The following is a 20,065-nucleotide window of genomic DNA, read 5'->3' as shown; positions in this document are numbered from 1 at the left end:
AATTCATGTATATGCGCTAAGATACAACCGCTTACTTCATTCGATTTTATTGTAACCGCATTTTGATAATTCAATCATTTTAACAAGTTGTCATCAACGGAATTTTTATCAATTACATAACAAAAACTCTCTATCTATATAATTTACATATACATTTAAACATATGGCCTGAAACCAAAAAATTATTCAGTCCTGACCCGCAGTATCATTGTGTCGTTGGACTGGATTACATCTATTCTGCGTAGAAAATTTTGGCCAAGCAATGCTACATCACCGTGTAATCCAACAGAGACTTGCAAACCATTTATCACTATACCGCCGGCCTCTATGATTTGATTAAAAACCATTTCTCCCTGCACAACTCCACCGGCTGTAGCAAAACTTGCAGGCCTTCCTTTTGGCAAATCTGCCAGCTGAGCAAATTGTTTGCCCACGGATACAACACTTGCGCCGGTATCAATCATGAATTTAATTGGAAAACCATTTATAGAGCCCTGTACGTAGTAATGCCCGTCCCATGATCTGGGAATAATCACTGCCCCATTTTCCTGATACTCTCTGGCAACTGAAACTCTATGTTCAAGCCTAGTATCAAAGTAAATATAAGCGACAGCAAAAATAATTACCCAGATTACCAGTACACTGATAAACCCTTTTACCATATATTACATTCATCATTTTTGAATTAATTCTATACATTCATAAATGTTCAAGAACCGGATTGATATTCAATTTCCTTTTAAACAATTATAAAGCATTATAGTACCCGCATTCTTTCTCATTTCATTTTGAATACGCTATGAATTTACACCTTTACATTCCATCCTTATTCTGGTCGGACACAACCCTTCCCGAAGTTTATCAAGATCTTCATCTGCCATCACTTGAAAAGCTTTTAGCAAAAAGCAAAAACAGTGCGGCGCAAGCAACGGACTTCAGCGCATGGCTGTGTCAGTCATTCAATATTGAGAAACAACTTGACTGGCCTGTCGCGCCGATCATGCTACAGGCTGAAAACCATAGTCAGACTGCAACCTTAAACGAATATTACTGGTTGCGCGCCGACCCGGTTCACTTACGCGTTGAGCAAAATCATATTATGCTGGCCGATAGCCATGTCCTTGAACTCTCCCAAGATGAGGCGGAGCGATATACCAACGCAATTAATCAATGCCTAAATGATGAATTGTTTACATTTTTTCCGTACCACCCGTTTCGATGGTATATCCGGTTAAAAAAAAGGCCCGATTTACACACACACACACTCAGTTCCGTAACATGTCAAAACATCAACAATCTTTTGCCAACCGGAAAAGACAGTCTTCAATGGCGCAAACTATTTAATGAAATTCAAATGTTATTACATGATCATCCGCTTAATCAGAAACGTGCAGCACGTAATCAAATAGTCATTAATAGCGTTTGGTTTTGGGGCGGCGGTCATCTGCCACAGTTTATACGTTCTTCTTATTCAAAAATATGGAGTAATGAAACTTTTTCACATGCCCTGGCCGATTTCAGCCATACACCGCACGAGCGACTGCCAGACAATTCTACACAATGGCTAGAAGAACGTAGTCACAGAGATCAGCATCTTGTTATTCTCGACTCTTTATTAAATAATGACAAATACAATAATGTTTTGGCATGGCGCGAAAACTTAATAAAGCTGGAGAAAACCTGGTTTACGCCGTTATATACAGCACTGAAAAATAATCAGATCAATACGCTTAAAATTTCAACGACAAATGAAAATACTACTCACAATTTTGAAGTCACACGCAACAATCTGTGGAAATTCTGGGCAACTACAAAACCATTGTCGTTTTATGCCGTTAATCAGACATGATTTTGTACTGAGTTTAATCACATCTGTATATAACACGAAAACTACCTAATCTATGCTAAATTTTTTCAAACCATTTGTATCCGCCGGTATTGCGTTATTTATGGCGACACTACTGATTACCATCGACCTTTATTTCGATGATATCGCCATAACCTGGACTGTTATATTATGGATTTTTTTATTTTCTGCTATTTTAATGATGCTTGGACAATTCATACATGCGGAAAAAGAAATCCATAGCTATTCTCATCAGTTAACAGCTAACAAAGAAAGACTGACCAATGAAATCAAACATCGCTTATGGGCAGAAAAATCAACAACAGAAGCTAAAACAAAATCGCAAATAATCGATGAAAATATCCCTGTTCTACTGGCATATTTCAACTCAGACCAACGCTGCAAATACCATAATCGGATTTTTCGCAAATGGTTCGGTTTAAAGGCGGATCAAATTGACGGCAAGCTACTGGAAGAATTTGCAGATGATGCGTTTACATCCTGTATCAAAAAACATTTCAAAGACATTCTTTCCGGAAAAACGGTTCATGAAGAGCGCATTTTGAAATCGACAAAAGGGTTTCCTTATATTTTTACTGAACAATACGTTCCTCATATAGACAGTAAAGGCAGAACGATTGGTTTTTACACGCTACACACGCCCTGCGCACAGGACAAAAATCGTTTATCTTTCAAGAAGAATGGTCAGCCCGGTAAGCCAGCGGCAGAAAACAGCAGTAAGGATAAAATACAGCTGGGAACAAAAAAGCATGCACAATCAGGGATTTCTCCGGATCGGATTATTCAGGCGATAAAAGGCGGAGAATTCTATCTTTACTGCCAGAAGATTATTCCTCTCGATGCAAATTCCTTGTCTCCGACCCAATATGAAATTTTGATCCGCATGGCAGAAGAGGAAAACAATCTAATGCCACCGGGTTCATTCCTGCCGCTCGTCGATCAACTTAAAATGATGCCGCAACTTGATCGATGGGTTGCAAGTTATATCGTCAAAACGCTGTCAGAGAATGCACAAAAATGCAGAACAGTATTTAGCTTGAATGTAGCCAAGGATACTTTATGTGATAAAACGTTTATCGAGTTCATTCAAGATAAAATACAAAAATCAAAAATTCCGCCAAATCAGTTGTGTTTTGAAATTGAAGAGTTAGACGCGAAGTCTAATTTGATCGAAACAATGTTCTTTACAGAAAAAATTCGCGAATTAGGATGCCTGGTTACCTTATGCGGTTTTAGTCAAGATTCTCAGTCGGTAGAATTATTGAAAAAAATAAAAATAGATTTCTTGAAAATTGACGGCATCATTGTCTGCAATATGATTTACGAGCACGACGACCTCGCAAAGGTAAAAAATATTAACCAGATTGCGCGTCAATTAAACATAAAAACAATTGCAGAGCTTGTAGAAAATAAAGAAACAATATCCAAATTACGTGAAATTGGAATCCATTATGTGCAAGGGCTTGGTGTTGAAAAACCTTATCCGTTAAATAATTTGATGGCAGTACTGCAAAAAACCGCTAACGCTTCTTCGATTTCAACATCGCCGGTTTCACCAGACAAATAAAGCCAAAAGCGACAGTCACCATGGATTTTCCATGAATACTGTCGCATCAAACAGTTCATTTGAAAAAGTGTGAAAGAGAATCAGATCGTTTTGACCATGTTTTCTACCACTTTTTTCGCATCACCAAAGATCATCATTGTTTTATCCATATAAAACAGATCATTATCCAATCCAGCATAACCAACACCCATACTCCGTTTGACAACCATAACAGTACGCGCCTTGTGTGCTTCAAGGATCGGCATGCCATAAATCGGACTACCTGGCACATTGGCAGCCGGATTCACCACGTCATTGGCACCGAGCACCAATACCACATCCGTATTGGAAAAATCACTATTGATTTCTTCCATTTCAAATACCTGTTCATAGGGTATTTCCGCTTCTGCCAACAGTACATTCATGTGTCCCGGCATACGTCCGGCAACTGGATGAATGGCAAAGCGCACAGTTACACCCTTTTCGTGCAGTATTTCAGCCAATTCCTTAACAGCATGCTGCGCCCTCGCAACAGCCAATCCATAACCCGGAATGATGACCACACTATCAGCATTGCCCATCAGGAATGCTGCATCGTCAGCACTGCCGCTTCGATAGGTTTTTTGAGTTCCGTCATCGACAACCGCCGCTCCACCGTCACTTCCAAAGCCACCTAATATTACTGACAAAAACGGCCGGTTCATCGCCTTACACATAATGTATGAAAGTATTGCGCCGGAACTGCCTACCAACGAACCGGCGATAATCAGCATCGGGTTCCCAAGTGAAAAGCCGATACCTGCCGCCGCCCAGCCAGAATATGAATTGAGCATGGAAATAACAACGGGCATATCCGCACCACCAATTGGAATGATGATCAGGAAGCCCAGCAGGAAAGCAATTGCTGTCATCATGATAAACGCAGTCCAATTGGTTGTTTCACTGAAGAAAAACCAAAGTCCAAATCCTACCATCACGATTGCCAGTAACAGATTCAGCATATGCTGCCCGCTAAAGATAATAGGCGTACCACCCATACGGCCAGATAACTTCAAGAATGCTATGACCGAGCCAGACCAAGTCATCGCACCGATAAATGTACCCAGAAACAATTCCAGCTTACTGCCTGCGGGCAATACTGCCGGCAAACCAAAAGAAACGGGATTATTAACCGCCGCAATCGCAATGAATACAGCCGCCAAACCTACCAGTGAGTGCATAAAAGCAACCAGTTCTGGCATCGCTGTCATTTGCACCCGTTTGGCGATTATGGTGCCGATAACGGCGCCGGTGGCGATACAACCAATGATCAACATCCAGTTTTCGGTGAGTGTCATCGTCGTTGCAACGGCGATTAACATGCCGAGCATACCGAATACATTACCGCGACGCGCAGATTCCGGCGAGCTTAGACCCTTCAGCGCCAGTATAAAAAATACCGAAGCTATCAGATATGCGAGTGCTACCATATTTGCTGACATTTATTCGCTTCCTTTTTTATCTTTTTTCTTGAACATTTCAAGCATGCGCTGACTGACCAAAAATCCGCCAAATACATTAATAGCTGCAAGCGTTACGGCGACCGCGCCAAGCCATACTCCCCAGTCCGTATCAGCAGGTCCTGCCGCCAGCATAGCGCCAACAATGATAATACTTGAAATTGCATTAGTTACAGACATCAACGGTGTGTGCAGGGCGGGTGTAACATTCCATACCACATGGTAGCCGACAAATATTGCCAGCACAAAAATTGTTAGATTGATAATAAGCGGGTCGATGTCACCGATCATATTCACTCCTTTTAAATTCGTTAACTGTATTGCTTTAGCTATTTATTATGCTTGGCTCATAACATTGCCACCACTGCAAACCAATGTCCCGGCGACGATTTCATCTTCTCGATCAATAGTTAGTTTACCGCTTTCAGCGTCAACAATCAGATTCAGGAAATTCATCAGGTTCCGTGCATACAATGTGCTTGAATCTGCAGCAACCAAACCGGGTATATTGGCGATACCGACAAGGTGTACATCATGTTTGACAACCGTCTGATCCAATACAGACAAAGGACAATTACCGCCAGCCTCAACGGCCATATCAACTATCACTGAGCCCGGTTTCATCGCCTTTACAGTTTCTTCTTTAATTAAAACAGGCGCCGGGCGACCAGGAATCAAAGCGGTAGTAATCACGATATCAGCGGCAACAGCTCTCTCGTGAACCAGTTCACCCTGACGGCGTTTGTAATCTTCTGACATTTCTGCAGCATAACCACCTGAAGTTTCGGCGTTTGCTTTTTCTTCATCGCTGAGCGGCACCTCTACAAATTTAGCGCCCAGACTTTCAACCTGCTCCTTTGCTGCCGGTCTTACATCGAACGCTTCAACAACTGCGCCAAGCCTTTTTGCAGTAGCAATTGCCTGCAATCCTGCTACGCCTGCCCCTAGAATCAACACGCGGGCAGCCTTGACTGTTCCCGCCGCAGTCATCAACATCGGAAAAAAACGCTGATAAATGCTGGCAGCAATGATCACCGCCTTATAACCGGCAATATTTGCTTGGGACGACAGTACGTCCATGTTCTGGGCGCGTGTAATTCTCGGCAGTTTTTCCATCGCAAATGCCGTAATGCCATGCCGGGCCATAGCTTCTATGCCTTCAGTTTTATTTGGCGCCAGCAATCCAATCAACACGGCATCCTTACGCATCATAGCCAGTTCTTCCGCTTCCGGACCGCGGACCTTTAGCACAATTTCCGACTGACTGTACAAAGTTGCAGCATCTGCAACAATTTTTGCGCCAGCCGCTTCAAACTCCGAATCAGGAATACTGGCGCCTGCGCCCGCGCCTGATTGAACAGACACGACATGGACTCCTTTTGCAGTATATTTTTTAATAGTTTCTGGTGTAGCAGCTACACGCGTTTCTTCCCCGCGAGTCTCTGCGGGTATGCCTATATGCATTGCCGATCTCTCCTATCTCCCTTATTTTGCCAACAAACTTGCAAAAATTTTCTTTTAACTTTTCAAACAATATGAAATTATTCTTCTTTTCTTCTAAAAACTGACGGGCGAATTATAAATCAATTTACGCTTCGCGTAACGGACTACTGGAACAGATTATGAAATTGATTCACATTTACAACAGCTTCCGGATAGCCGGAAAAAATTATAATTCAACTAACTGCCCTAATGAGCTGTCGCATGCACACCGGTAAGCCAGCGCTGAAACTGCCAGATCTGTCATGGTAACAAATGCACCTGGTTTTAGCCATTGCGCACCAATAAAAGGCTTTAACCCGGGCGAAATTGTGACCGATGTAACAATGATATCAGCTTCCGATAGCGCATCCTGAACTGTTGCGTATGCAGTCGCTTTCAACCCAAAATCCTTTGCTCACTGACAAAGTTTATCCCGATTCTCAGCACCACGACCAAATGCGCGAATTTCAGTCAGTGGAAACAAATCAGCAAAAACTTTTAAATGACTGCGCGCCTGAACACCGCAACCGATAAATGCCGCAACGGATGAATCAATTTTTGCGAGACGCTTCGCCGCAACCGCACTTAAACCGGCTGTTCGTGCCGCTGTAACCCAGCCGCCATCCAACATGCCAGCGGCACGCCGATATCACTGTCTAACAATGTAGACAGAGCATAAATACTTTGCAGCCTCCGATAATGAGTTCTTCGGATTCAGCAACAATGCTTTGACGGCCAAAATTTGCGGACTGTCGGCGGCCGCAAGTGTCGTCATCATATATCTGCCATCAGGTGCTGTTACCACCGGTTTTGGAGCATTCCAGACTTGCGAACAATCTCTTCCTTGTACAAATGTTCAATACTTTCCACTATGTCTTGCGTCGACAGTGACAACTCACCAAGTACAGACAAGTACAGACAAGTACAGATTGTGACAGGAAACGAATAGATCGCGACATATTCCCTCGTATACATTTTAAGCAACTTACAAAGACAAACAACACCATTCAAAAAACATAACAGATGGGTAAATTGTGTTTATCCTGATCTTTCAGAAAGCTTATAGCATTATTAAGTAGTTTTGAATACAGCAACGGATCTGACTATATATTTATGTGGCCAGGTAAACACAACCGTTCTCGGTTTAAACCTTAATGATACCGAAACCGGTGCTAGTAAAATGCAATTAACCCCTTAGCGAACTCCGCTTCCTTGCCCTGGCAAGCAAGGTTTCGAAATCGACTTCAGACTGAACAATCCAATGTAAGGTATACTTTCGCAAGACACTCTTTCTAAGGGTTATAAACAAATCACGCTACTTTAAAGGCGCTCTGGGCGCAGCAACTCGATAATGACATAAGATACGAAGTATTCTCCAATTAAAGGTGTGTTCATCAGTGTGCGGCCTATCGCACGTCGTACGTGAGAGCCACCGAAACTATGCTGTTCTTTACGTGAAAGCGCGAACCCCGCCCCGCGTGCTAACGTTTGAAACGTTGGAATATCCAATTTGTTTATATACCCTTGTTCCTCAAATGTTGACCATGCGCTCCATTTGTTTGGTTTCTTTTTTCCATTTTCATCGAGATCCCAATGCCGAGGTGTAAACTCTGAAAGGTCGTAAATTTTTTCGGCGGTACGAAACATTGCGCGTTCACCAAAAACAATGTGCGCCCAGGGAATTGGGATTAATGCTTCCATATGCGGTCCCCACGGTCCTTTATAAGGAAACCATTCGATAAGGCATCGCCCACCGGGGCGAAGCACTCGATACCAGTCATTCAGAATGGATTTAGGTGACATCACATGCTCCATACAATCAAAAGCCAGAACCGTATCAAACGATTGGTCAGGAACAGGTAATTTATCTGTATTGCCTACTAAAAATTCGATGGACATATCATTTGCATACGGGGTCTGAGCAAGCGTTTCATTGGCCCGCTCTATGGCCATTTCGTTTATATCTACGCCAACGATTCGCCGAGGACGTTTCTCTTTCGCGAGAAAAAAACTTAAATGACCGTCGCCACAACCAAAATCCAGTACATCTTTATCAGTGACATTTGTATCAGAAAATGCGGCCCAACTCTTAGAGAGGGAATCATTACGCCAGTCTCCATAAGCCCCGTAATCAATCGTTCGCTCAGCGGGCGGACGCATCAGCTTTCTGCTGAGCGAGAAACATAATTGAGTGCGAATATCCATAAACAATTCCTAAGGCATTTTTGTTCAAAAACCAATTGCAGCAAATTAGTGCTCTATCAATATGATATTGCCTGGTTTGATCATGGGGTTATCATTAAGCACTAACCTCCAAAGTTAAACAAGTGAAATTTAATATAAGGCAACAGCTGACCTTTCCCAACGGGCAACCATTCGCATAATGAATAACCCGGCTGCTAAAATAGCGACGGTTTAAAAACCACCAACATCACAACAGCGAACAAAATTAATACCGGAAACTCATTAAACCAGCGGTAAAAAACATGGCCGTGTGTATTATTATCCTGTTTAAAAGCTTTGACATACAAGCCGCAGTAATAATGATAAACAACCAATATCAGAACCAACGCAAGCTTGGCATAAAGCCAGTCACCAGTAAAGCCGTAACCGATCCATAACCAAACGCCAAAAACTATTGTCAAAACAGCACCTGGCGTCATAATACCGTAATATAGTTTACGTTCCATAACTTTGAATCGCTCTTTACCGGATGTATCCTCACACATGGCATGGTACACAAACAGCCGCGGCAGATAAAACAATCCGGCAAACCAGGTAACCATAAAAATAATATGAAATGACTTTATCCAGAGCATAACTGGGAGTAATTATCTAAAGCAATAACCGAAAAAGCTGGACTGACAGCAGCCCTAAGTGCCAGTGACCGCTCAGAGATCAAACTAAATATCATTCATTTAATGTAAAGCCAACTTTTATTGTCACCTGCCAGTGCTTGATAGCGCCTTGTTCGATATGGCCACGTGTTTCAACAACCTCAAACCAGCGCATATCCCGGACTGTTTTTGCTGCCCGAGAAATTGCATTTTCAATTGCATCTTGCATACTAGTTGAAGATGAACCGGTTAACTCCATGAGTTTATAAATATGATCCGACATCATGCGCTCCTTTTTACGTTGATTTCCAGTACTGATGAAATTTGCGTAGCAGCAAAACCACTTTTAATCCTTGTATTTCTACAGCTTTACAAAAGTATACCGAAATTATCTGCACAATAAAGTAGTTTACAGCATGAGTCAGTGATTAATCTGCGCTTCTATCGCTCTACATCAAAAAAATTTCATAATTGTTTCCAGGGGGGGGTGTCGTCATGTGCTTTAAAATGTATTACGCAATCATTGCAACCCTGCTGTTCTTCATGTATTTTAAAAAACGGGCAAAAATCCTTTGTATTCTTATTCACTCATTCATTGAAAATAGAAATATACACTATTCATACAGCCCAATCTGAACTTCGACAGACTGTGCTGTTTATTCTGGTTTGCTTATTCAAAGTTTAAAATCTACTTTTACTTTGTGTCTAAATAACAACTGATTTTACAACCCAAGACTACTTAAATTGTTATGAAATCACAAATTATCAAATTCCGTTACAGTACTGTTATATTGATTGCAACTGTTCTTTTATTGATTGCAACGTCGGCTATGGCCAATAAATCCGTTTATGGTTATCTCGAACCGGTCCAATTATCACCTGACGATGTCACACTGACAGCTAAACTGGATACTGGCGCAGAAACAGCATCCATATCAGCACAAGATATTCAGCTATATAAAAGAGAAGGTGAAGAATATGTGAAATTTACGGTTTCCCATCCTGACCTTGAGCATTCGCTTCGCTATGATCTGCCAATTGTCCGGCATGCGCGGATAAAAAAGCGCGCATCCGAGGGCGGCAGAACCCAAACGCATCATTCACGCCCCGTCGTCAGCATGAAAATTTACTTCGACGGTCAACCGCACAGCATTATGGTCAATTTGATTGACCGCTCGCACTTTTCAACGCCTATGCTGCTTGGAAGGAGCGCGCTCGAGAAAGTAGGCGCCATCGTTGACAGTACCGTTAAAAATACACTACTGACAAAGAACGACGATTATTAGATTATTAGTCGACCCGGAGACGGAGCATTGCTTATTCCCCGTCAATCTGTACCTATATTGAAAATTCAATTATCGTTTACCAAGACAGCGGTCAATCCAACGGCTGGTTAGTTTTTCCTGAACACTGTTTTGCCGCAGGCGCGATGCCAGACTGACAAAATCCACCTGATCAAGTGGCTGGTCCTGATTAAAACAGGAAAAGACATATGTAATTTCGCCGGTTTCAGGGTCTTTATGCGGCTGCAGGCATTGCGCACATATTTCTTTCATCATGCACTGCATCGGCGAATTGATCGATCCGATTGCAAAATGATCAGCTTTCAAATATGGTTTTAGCTGTTTGTATCGCGCCGCCCCTACAGCAGCCATCATACGATCGGAACCAATCGCGATAATGCGATCGACATCCATCAGCGGCACAGGTTGTTCTCCCAGCTGGCCACTGCCATACGCAACCATTGCTTCAACAATATTACCAACGAATTGTTTATCACCCGGTCTGGTCGCTTCAAACCCCGGTGTTTCATCACAACACCAGACCACTGTATCTGCAGCTGCTTCAATTTCAGCCACTTTATACCGGTCAACAAGCTTCTTATATCCAGCAAAGTAAAGCACCTTGGATCCCGCCGCACGCGCCGCGGCACCAATGGAAAACAATACTGCGTTGCCTAATCCACCGCCAACAAGTACAACCGTTTCACCCGGCTCAATTTCAGTCGGTGTGCCTGTAGGTCCCATTAGTATCACCGGCTCACCAGGTTTCAATGAAGCACACAAATCCGCCGAACCACCCATTTCCAGTGCAATCAACGAGACCAGACCACGATCAACATCCACCGAGGCACCAGTTAACGCAATACCCTCCATTGCCATCCGGGTATCGCCAGCAACCGGTGCGAGTGATGCATAATTCTGAAAGCGGTAAAATTGTCCCGGACGGAAACGGCTGACAGCCAGCGGCGCATGCACAACAACTTCGATAATATTCGGCGTCAGCCTTTCAACTTTGTGTACAACCGGGCGTAGCTGATTGTTAAATTCAGCGAAAAACTGTTCGGTTGCTTTATCAGAAGACGGTGCAATTTGGTTCAACACTTTGCTGACGACAGGATAGCCCTGCTTGGCACTCGACATTGCTTTAACCACATTACCTGAATAAGATGGATGCAGGTCGCCGAAAAAACTGATGAAACGCCCGTCCGCAGAATCTTTATAACGGCCCAGCAAGACCGAAGCTCCAGATTTTGGATTGCCGTATTCGGGCGTAACTGTGTTGCCCATCTCGTCACATGATGCAAAATAACGGCCATCCAGTTTATAGATTTCCGCATCCTCCCGTGCCAGCACCGTATTAGGCTGCGTGCCTGCAGCAACCAGTAATGCGTGCGCGGGCAGTTCTATTTCACCAGCCGCCTGCCACTGCCCGGTCTCATCACGTTTTTGTATGGAGAACCGTACAGATTGTACATGTTCCCATTGATTGACATTGATGCGTATCGGCGTTAATCCCTCTGCGAACGCGATCCCTTCTTCAAGCGCTTTTTCGACTTCTTCGTGATTCAGCGTATAAGATGGACTGTCAACCAAGCGTTTACGGTAAGCGATGGTTGCACCGCCCCATGACTGCAATAAAGACAGAACGTCCGGTTCACGCCCCTCGCGTTTTGCCATTTCACGTTCAGCACGGATGGCGCGTCCGTGCCGTAAAAACTCATCTGCAATCTCAGTTTCTTCAGCATCCCAGACCGAGCGCAATACTTCTTCTCCCTGAACGGCACACAGAATTTCAAAGCGTTGCAAAAATTTCTCCACTTGAACCGGATAATAGGCCAGCGCTTCCGTTGCCGTATCGATTGCAGTCAAACCACCTCCAATCACGATTACAGGCAGTCGCAGCTGCATATTGGCAATTGAATCGCTCTGAGATGCGCCGCTTAATTGCAGCGCCATCAAAAAATCCGAGGCTGCCCGCACGCCGCGCGCCAAACCATTCGGCAAATTCAATATTGTCGGTTTTCCAGCGCCCGCAGCCAGAGCAATATGGTCAAAACCCATAGCGAAAGCATCATCGGTTGTCAACGTGCCGCCAAAACGGACACCGCCAAATAATGCAAACTGATTCCTGCGTTCAAGCAACAGGCGAATCAGCTTAAGAAAATTCTTGTTCCAGCGTACGGTAATGCCATATTCCGCCACGCCGCCAAATCCAACCGGTATGCGTTCGTTTAGATCCTCGTCAAGCTCGCTGGCATCATAAACGGCATCAAACGGAACACGTTCACCGTGCATGTTGACACCAGAAATGTGCTTCGGCAACGGTTCGATTTTCAGGCCATCAATGCCGACAACCGTATGTCCGTCGTTCATCAAGTGATGCGCCAATGTATACCCGGCCGGTCCCATGCCCACGACCAGGACCTTTTTCCCTGTTGGCGCCTTGGGAACAGGCCGGCGCAGATTTAACGGGTTCCAGCGCGTCAATAAACTGTAGATTTCATAACCCCACGGCAGCGCAAGCACATCTTTCAGAGTCCGTGTTTCTGCCTGAGGAATATCGACCGGGTCCTGTTTCTGATAAATACAGGACTTCATACAATCATTGCATATTCTATGTCCGGTGCCCGCGCACATTGGATTATCCAGCGCAATCATGGCCAGGCTGCCGATGGCAACACCCTGCGTTTTAAGTTTGTGAAATTCCGAAATACGCTCTTCAAGCGGGCACCCTGCCAGTAACGCGCCAAGCTCGCTTTTTTTAAATGCAGGCGTTTCCTCCGGAGTCTTGGCTTTTTCTTTCAGTCCCTTGGAACATGAATCTTTACCCTGTTCATGACACCAGATACAATAATTGGCTTCATCCAGCGCCCCTGCCAAATCGGTACCTTCATCGGTCAACGCAAAACCATTGCGGTGTCTTAGGTGGTCAACCGTATGCAGCGGGAAACCCTGTGTATCGTCAGTCTTTAGAGACAACAAATTCTGGAAGTCCAGCTTCGCCGGCGATTTAAACAAAATGCCAGCATGTGTATGCGCCTGTCCTTCCGGTGTTCGTAATGCCCAGGCCGCATAGTGCAACGCCATTTTCAGGCGTTCTGCATGAGCGGCCTCATCTTCCATCCACAGCGCCACATGCTTAGCAAAAACCAATTCTGAGAATGATTCTCCAAATTCAGTTTCGAGCGCTTTTTCTAATGCAGGACCATCGATTCCGCCCAACTCTTCGACACTGACTTTACCCTTCGCCCGGCGTTGCACAAACTGTCGTTTGCAAAAATAAAGTGGCGCCAGTTCGTGGTGTTCTTCAGCTAACGACTTAACTTCGGTCTCAATGCCGAATAACTTCGCGATATAATCTTCAACCCAAGGCGCAATTTCAATCAGTAACGCGGACTCATCCTTTGGCTGGAGTGAATCGGGCGTCTGGCGGGCGCTCAACAGTTTCTCATAGAGCACCGCATCGCCCTCATGCAAATAATCCTGAAACGCGCGATCTATCTTGAGTAAACCTTCCCGCAAATACAGGTCCGCAATTGTAATATCCAATTGAAAATTAGGCATTGAAGCCGTTGCCCGCGTCTGGGATGCTAAATCCGAAGTTCTCATAAATTTAATTCAAAATCTCAATATCGAAAATAAAATTCAGTTAATTACAAGCAATGTGTTACGAACAAGGTAATTTGACAGTGGCAAAACTGTAAGCTCAAGAAAATTGCGCCAGCTGCGTAGCTGGCGCAATTATGCGCAAAATGTTTATCCCATCATGTTCAAACTACCGCACATATCATGCCTGCGCCAACAGTGTTATTACTGCTTTCATCAATCACGATAAAACAACCTGTTGCACGATTTCGCTGATAGTCATCGCATACCAGTGGCTGCTGGACTTTGATATTCACGTGCGCAATATCATTCATTGTTAAATTGTCCGACGCTTGATGATCCATCGTATTTACATCAACGCGATAATCGATGCGGCTAACGACAGCCTTGACGACACGGGTTGCATGCTTGATCAGATACTTTCTGGCCGGATCAAGCGGTTGCTCCGAAAGCCAGCACAACATCGCATCAAAAACTTTGGTAACCTGAGGCAGGTCGCCTGTTTTGACCAGAACATCACCGCGGGAAATATCAAGGTGATCTTCAATCGTTAATGTAATCGATTGCGGTGCTTCGGCTTCATTGACAAGACCTTCATACAGCACGATTTCCTTTATCCGGGAATTCAACCCGGACGGCAACACCGTAACGGCGTCGCCGGTCTGTATAGCGCCTGATTCAATACGTCCCATATAACCTCTGAAATCATGCAGTTTTTCGGTATGCGGCCGGCACACCCATTGCACAGGAAAACGAAAATCCTGACGGTTAATATCATGGCTGATGGAAACGTTTTCCAGTAAATCCATTAACGTTATGCCCTTGTACCAGTTCAGCCGGTCACCACGCTCAACCACCATGTCGCCCTGTAATGCAGATATGGGAATAAAATCGACATGTTGCAAATTGAGTCTTTCAGCGAATACCGAGAAATCCCTGCAGATTTCGTCAAATACCGATTGCGAATAATCGACGAGATCCATCTTGTTCACGGCTACCACCAGATGCGGAATACCGACCAGGCTGGCAAGGTAGGCATGACGGCGCGATTGCGTCAGCACTCCTTTGCGCGCATCAATCAAAATAACAGCCAGATTGGCCGTTGAAGCACCAGTCACCATGTTACGGGTATACTGTTCATGACCGGGTGTATCAGCAATGATGAATTTGCGTTTGGGCGTGGCAAAATATCGATAGGCGACATCGATAGTTATCCCCTGCTCACGTTCAGCCTGCAGTCCATCTGTCAGCAGGGACAAATCGACACCTTCCATGCCACGACGATGCGTGGTGTTGGTAATTGAACTGAGCTGGTCCTCAAAAATTGATTTGGAATCATGCAGCAGGCGGCCGATCAAAGTGCTTTTGCCATCGTCTACACTACCAGCGGTTATAAAACGTAATAATTCGGTCTGATCAAGCAGAATTTTCTCAATTGCAGCCATCGATATCCTTTCTGGAATTTTTCCACCGCACTGAAACATAACTTCCGGGTCTGGTTTGACTTTGGAACAGTTTACATTGACCCGCCGCGGTGTTTGCGCAGTCAACGAAACTATATTCCAAGTACATCCGGATTTTTAAAAATAGCCTTCTTTCTTGCGCAACTCCATAGATGCTTCGGAAGTTTGATCATCCATGCGCGTAGCACCCCGTTCCGTAATACGCGTCATTGCGGTTTCAGCAATAATTGCTTCAACCGTGGCAGCATTCGAAGCCACAGGACAGGTACAGCTCATGTCACCAACTGTACGAAATCGTACGGTCATTTTTTCCGCCCGCTCGTTTGATCCAGGTTGCACCAGATGCGATACCGGCAACAAACCGGTTTCACGCCGGACCACGTCGCGTTCATGCGCAAAATAAATCGATGGCACCTCCAGTTTTTCACGTGCAATGTATTCCCACACATCCAGTTCCGTCCAGTTACTTATCGGAAAAACACGAATATTCTCGCCTGGATGGGTTCGCGTATTATATAAATCCCATAACTCCGGACGCTGATTTTTTGGATCCCATTGACCGAATTCATCACGAAAGGAAAAAATTCGTTCCTTGGCACGGGCTTTTTCTTCATCCCGGCGGGCGCCGCCGATACAGGCGTCAAAACTGAATTCGGCGATTGCGTCTAGCAGTGTAACTGATTGAAAAGGATTGCGGCTTTGAGTTTCTGAACGCAATACCACTCTGCCCTTTTTAATTGAATCTTCCATACTGCGTACAATCAGGCGTTCGCCCAGTTCTCTGGCGCGATGATCACGAAACTCAATCACTTCAGGAAAGTTATGTTCCGTATCGATGTGCATCAGGGGAAACGGAAAACGGCAGGGCCGAAAAGCTTTTTCCGCCAGCCTAAGCAATACAATGGAATCCTTGCCACCCGAAAACAGCAACACAGGATTGGCACATTCGGCCGCCACTTCTCGCATGATATGGATGGACTCACTCTCCAATGCATCAAGATGGGTAAAAGGGCGATTACTCATATATTTTCTCTCTACTTACTAAAAACATCAGCACAGATTCAGATCTGTTGACAATATTGACATGATCATTGTGTATTTATGTTACTTAAGCGGAATCACATTATTTGTATGTAATCCACATTCCTTATTTTCCGGCGCTTCCCACCACCATCGTCCCGACCGGATGTCTTCACCCGGGGTAACTGCGCGTGTACAGGGTGCGCAACCGATACTTGGGTAGAATTGGTCATGCAACGCGTTATAGGGCACTTCATATTGTTTGATATAGGCCCAGACGTCATCAGTCGTCCACTCAAGCAGCGGATTCACTTTTTGCATACGGGTACTGATATCATAAGCCGAGACCTTCAAATCCACACGCGTTGTCGCCTGTTCGCTACGAATGCCGGTAATCCAGGCGCGCTTTCCTACCAAAGCACGCCGCAAAGGCTCTACTTTTCGCATATGACAGCACGCCTTGCGTAATTCTATGCTCTGATAAAACCCGTTCACACCGTTTTTAGCAACATACGCCTCGACCTGCTTAACATTCGGAAAATAAATTCGCAGCGGTGTTTGATAGCGATCACGCACAGTCTGCATCAGATCATATGTTTCCTCGGGCAGTCGCCCGGTGTCCAGACTGAACATTTCAATGTCCAACTTGTAACGGTCGATCAGGTCGGTTAAAACCATGTCTTCAGCACCCAAGCTGTTGGCAAAAGCAACCGGCGCATAATCATGGACAGTATCCGCCAGAACCGTCACAACCTGTTCAATTTTTTGCGTCAAATCAGTCATTTTTAATGGCTTCTACCGTTAACCGTTTCGTTAGCGGATTTACCTTTGCGATGAACGCGTTTGAACAAAGGCAACTTCTGATCAAATGATGATTGATAAACCTCTGAAAAATCCTCAAGCCCTTTTAATGCTTCGTGAATATCACGATCCGGTCGCGGCGCAAACGCGTCAAAACCAACACGCCGCATATAGAATAGCTGGTCACGCAGCACGTCCCCAATTGCACGCAGTTCACCGGAAAATCCTAACCGCACCCTCAGATTATAGGCAATAGAATAGCCGCGCCCATCGGAAAATACCGGAAAATCAACAGCTATTACAGGAAAATTCTGCACATCTTGCTTCAAATCTTTGGGGCGGTCGTCACTGGCAAACCAGACGCCGATTTCACCCCGCTGTTGTCGCGGCAGCAGCCGGTCGCGCTGCGCTTGCCAGACTTTTAGCGGCACAATTACTTTACCTTCCGACACCGTAACCGTTTCAGCCGTTTCTTGCTCGTTGAAACGTAATACCTGCCAGTCGTCTTCCACGAGTATATTATTTTTGATAATCATAGCGGTTAAAACCTGGGAGAATAAAAGGGAACGTCATATTGCGCAGAAATCACAGCCTTATCATCCGGTGAATCCAATACGGGTTCATCGCCAAATTCTGCAGCATAAACATGTTCTTTAAACGGTTGATGGCCGATTCTCCGCACTGTTTCAATAAAACGCTCATTTTCGTCAACACGCTCAAGCAAATAAACGTGTAGAATCCGGTCAATTGCTTCCGGGACCTGATGGAATTTAAACGATGGGCCCAGAATTTTACCCATTGAGCAATCATTGCCTTCCGCGCCGCCAATAGCTATCTGATACCATTCCTCGTGGTTTTTCTTTTCAACACCGGTTATACCAATATTTCCGATATGATTTTGTCCGCAAGCATTCATACATCCGGAAATATTGAGCGTAATTTCGCCGATGTCATGCTGAAAATCTATACTTTCGAAGCGCTCAGCGATCGACTTGGCCAACGGTATCGAACGGGCATTGGCCAACGTACAGAATTCCGCTCCCGGGCAACTGATCATATCCGTCAATAACCCAATATTGGGTGATGCAAGTTCCAGTTTTGTCAATTGCTGCCACAGTTCAATCAAGTCCGATTGTTTGACATCCGCAAATACGATATTCTGCTGATGCGTAATACGCATCTCACCGAAACAGTACCGATCCGCCAAATCGGCTATAGCATCCATTTGCGCGTCAGTTGCATCACCAGGTGCTTCACCTGGTTTTTTCAGAGACAAGACCACAATGGCATAACCCGGCATTCGATGCGGTTTTACATTGCTAAGCATCCAGTTGGAAAATCGCCGGTTATCAGCTTTGAATTCATTCAGTTTGGAATCATGTTCGGGCAAGGTTTCATAGTCAGGACCGGTGAAAAAACCGGAAACACGTTCAACTTCCTCAGCCGTCAACGTGCCTGATCCGTCTTTGATATGCGTCCAGTCTTCTTCAACCAAACGTCTGAATTCATCGATGCCAAGTGCTTTTACAAGGATTTTAATACGTGCTTTAAACTTGTTATCGCGGCGGCCAAACTGGTTGTATATGCGCAGAATTGATTCGACATATGTCAGAATATGTTGCCACGGTACAAATTCACAAATTTCGCTGCCGACTATCGGCGTACGTCCGAGACCTCCGCCCACAAAAACGCGAAAACCAACCTCGCCTTTAGCGTTTTTGATTATAGACAGACCGATATCATGCGCTTGAACAGCAGCACGGTCCTGTACGGCACCACTCACGGCAATTTTAAATTTACGCGGCAAGTAGGCAAATTCCGGATGAAAAGTGCTCCACTGGCGCAAAATTTCAGCATAAGGCCGTGGGTCAACTATTTCATCTTGCGCCACACCCGCAAATTCGTCTGAAGTAATATTCCGAATACAATTGCCGGAAGTCTGAATAGCATGCATCTGAACAGACGCCAGATCAGCCAGCACATCCGGCGTATCTTCCAGTTTTAGCCAGTTGAACTGTATATTCTGACGCGTAGTGAAATGACCGTAACCACGATCGTATTTGCGCGCAATGTGTGCGAGCACACGCACCTGCCTTGAAGAAACCAGGCCATAAGGTATGGCAATGCGCAGCATGTAACCGTGTACCTGCATATACAAACCGTTTTGCAGTCTCAATGGCAAAAATTCAGTTTCCGTTAACTCATTTGCCAAACGCCGGCGCACCTGGTCACGAAACTGCGCGACACGCTCATCAATCATTATTTGATCATATTCATCGTAACAATACATTTTCTATCCCTCCGTTTGTCCGTTCGATGTCTATGTTTAGACGGACTCAGCACTAACAATTCATTTGTTGTGAATTTTGCAGACATCGGCAAAACTAAGCTGCTTGATCCTCAGGATTCGGCTTTGGTGTAATTTTTGGAAACAGGTAATAACATTGCCGCGTCCAGCGGAAATTTGGCGCCATACTTCATAATATGATCAACATCATCGTCTTCATCATGCCTCAATGCCATACCGATATAGGCAAAATCACCCTTCTCGCCAACAACGACACCAATACGCCCGCCGCATCCATTAAACCAGGTAACCTGTTTTGGTTTATTTTCAACATTTGTACTCATATGAAATCAGCCCCTTATTACATCCGTATA

19 protein-coding genes are annotated in these 20,065 nt (G+C 44.8%); 3 read left to right on the top strand and 16 right to left on the bottom strand.

Annotated features, from left to right (window positions below; translation table 11 throughout):
• Window positions 1–182: 182 nt before the first annotated feature.
• Window positions 183–662, bottom strand: coding sequence for a retropepsin-like aspartic protease family protein (locus tag BMY60_RS01395; protein ID WP_090330625.1), 480 nt, complete (start codon window positions 660–662; stop codon window positions 183–185).
• 137 nt (window positions 663–799) lie between these two features.
• Here BMY60_RS01395 and BMY60_RS01390 point away from each other — a divergent pair, with 137 nt between their 5' ends.
• Window positions 800–1,849 (top strand): phosphoglycerate mutase, encoded by a 1,050-nt coding sequence (locus BMY60_RS01390; RefSeq protein WP_090330623.1) that lies wholly within the window; start codon window positions 800–802, stop codon window positions 1,847–1,849.
• A gap of 100 nt (window positions 1,850–1,949) precedes the next feature.
• On the top strand, window positions 1,950–3,434 hold the full coding sequence (locus BMY60_RS01385; protein WP_256250616.1) for a sensor domain-containing phosphodiesterase: 1,485 nt from the start codon (window positions 1,950–1,952) through the stop codon (window positions 3,432–3,434).
• An 80-nt stretch (window positions 3,435–3,514) separates the two neighbouring features.
• On the opposite strand, the gene BMY60_RS01380 is transcribed toward BMY60_RS01385, so the two are convergent.
• The 8 genes from BMY60_RS01380 to BMY60_RS01345 all read right to left on the bottom strand — a co-directional run bounded on the left by BMY60_RS01380 (window position 3,515) and on the right by BMY60_RS01345 (window position 9,517).
• Window positions 3,515–4,894 carry an NAD(P)(+) transhydrogenase (Re/Si-specific) subunit beta gene (locus BMY60_RS01380; protein WP_090330620.1) on the bottom strand — a complete coding sequence of 460 codons (1,380 nt, stop codon included), beginning with the start codon at window positions 4,892–4,894 and terminating at the stop codon, window positions 3,515–3,517.
• On the bottom strand, window positions 4,895–5,203 hold the full coding sequence (locus BMY60_RS01375) for an NAD(P) transhydrogenase subunit alpha part 2 (protein WP_090330618.1): 309 nt from the start codon (window positions 5,201–5,203) through the stop codon (window positions 4,895–4,897).
• Window positions 5,204–5,248: 45 nt separating this feature from the next.
• Window positions 5,249–6,376, bottom strand: coding sequence for a Re/Si-specific NAD(P)(+) transhydrogenase subunit alpha (locus BMY60_RS01370; protein ID WP_090330616.1), 1,128 nt, complete (start codon window positions 6,374–6,376; stop codon window positions 5,249–5,251).
• Between the two features lie 205 nt (window positions 6,377–6,581).
• A complete protein-coding gene (locus BMY60_RS01365; RefSeq protein ID WP_090330614.1) occupies window positions 6,582–6,794 on the bottom strand; it encodes a hypothetical protein in 213 nt (70 codons plus the stop codon).
• A 15-nt stretch (window positions 6,795–6,809) separates the two neighbouring features.
• On the bottom strand, window positions 6,810–7,025 hold the full coding sequence (locus tag BMY60_RS01360; protein ID WP_090330613.1) for a hypothetical protein: 216 nt from the start codon (window positions 7,023–7,025) through the stop codon (window positions 6,810–6,812).
• Between the two features lie 689 nt (window positions 7,026–7,714).
• On the bottom strand, window positions 7,715–8,599 hold the full coding sequence (locus tag BMY60_RS01355; protein ID WP_090330611.1) for a class I SAM-dependent methyltransferase: 885 nt from the start codon (window positions 8,597–8,599) through the stop codon (window positions 7,715–7,717).
• Between the two features lie 194 nt (window positions 8,600–8,793).
• On the bottom strand, window positions 8,794–9,213 hold the full coding sequence (locus BMY60_RS01350; RefSeq protein WP_090330609.1) for a CopD family protein: 420 nt from the start codon (window positions 9,211–9,213) through the stop codon (window positions 8,794–8,796).
• 91 nt (window positions 9,214–9,304) lie between these two features.
• Window positions 9,305–9,517, bottom strand: coding sequence for a dodecin (locus BMY60_RS01345; protein WP_371264177.1), 213 nt, complete (start codon window positions 9,515–9,517; stop codon window positions 9,305–9,307).
• A gap of 463 nt (window positions 9,518–9,980) precedes the next feature.
• On the opposite strand from BMY60_RS01345, the gene BMY60_RS01340 reads away from it, so the two are divergent.
• A complete protein-coding gene (locus BMY60_RS01340; protein ID WP_090330607.1) occupies window positions 9,981–10,517 on the top strand; it encodes an ATP-dependent zinc protease family protein in 537 nt (178 codons plus the stop codon).
• Between the two features lie 69 nt (window positions 10,518–10,586).
• Here the strand turns inward: BMY60_RS01340 and BMY60_RS01335 are convergent, their stop codons facing one another.
• The 7 genes from BMY60_RS01335 to BMY60_RS01305 form a co-directional block, all read right to left on the bottom strand.
• Entirely contained in the window at window positions 10,587–14,123 is a 3,537-nt protein-coding gene (locus BMY60_RS01335; protein ID WP_090330605.1) for an FAD-dependent oxidoreductase, read from the bottom strand.
• Between the two features lie 161 nt (window positions 14,124–14,284).
• Window positions 14,285–15,565, bottom strand: coding sequence for a sulfate adenylyltransferase subunit CysN (cysN, locus tag BMY60_RS01330; RefSeq protein WP_090330760.1), 1,281 nt, complete (start codon window positions 15,563–15,565; stop codon window positions 14,285–14,287).
• A 135-nt stretch (window positions 15,566–15,700) separates the two neighbouring features.
• Window positions 15,701–16,606 (bottom strand): sulfate adenylyltransferase subunit CysD, encoded by a 906-nt coding sequence (gene cysD, locus BMY60_RS01325; protein WP_090330604.1) that lies wholly within the window; start codon window positions 16,604–16,606, stop codon window positions 15,701–15,703.
• A gap of 81 nt (window positions 16,607–16,687) precedes the next feature.
• Entirely contained in the window at window positions 16,688–17,386 is a 699-nt protein-coding gene (locus BMY60_RS01320) for a phosphoadenylyl-sulfate reductase (RefSeq protein ID WP_090330602.1), read from the bottom strand.
• A 2-nt stretch (window positions 17,387–17,388) separates the two neighbouring features.
• Window positions 17,389–17,940, bottom strand: coding sequence for a DUF934 domain-containing protein (locus BMY60_RS01315; RefSeq protein ID WP_090330601.1), 552 nt, complete (start codon window positions 17,938–17,940; stop codon window positions 17,389–17,391).
• A 5-nt stretch (window positions 17,941–17,945) separates the two neighbouring features.
• Window positions 17,946–19,694 carry a nitrite/sulfite reductase gene (locus BMY60_RS01310; RefSeq protein ID WP_090330599.1) on the bottom strand — a complete coding sequence of 583 codons (1,749 nt, stop codon included), beginning with the start codon at window positions 19,692–19,694 and terminating at the stop codon, window positions 17,946–17,948.
• Window positions 19,695–19,804: 110 nt separating this feature from the next.
• On the bottom strand, window positions 19,805–20,035 hold the full coding sequence (locus BMY60_RS01305; RefSeq protein WP_090330598.1) for a hypothetical protein: 231 nt from the start codon (window positions 20,033–20,035) through the stop codon (window positions 19,805–19,807).
• Between the last annotated feature and the right edge of the window lie 30 nt (window positions 20,036–20,065).

The organism is Nitrosomonas sp. Nm51, assembly GCF_900111165.1.
GTDB lineage: Bacteria > Pseudomonadota > Gammaproteobacteria > Burkholderiales > Nitrosomonadaceae > Nitrosomonas.
This window is presented reverse-complemented; position numbering and strand designations above follow the sequence as displayed.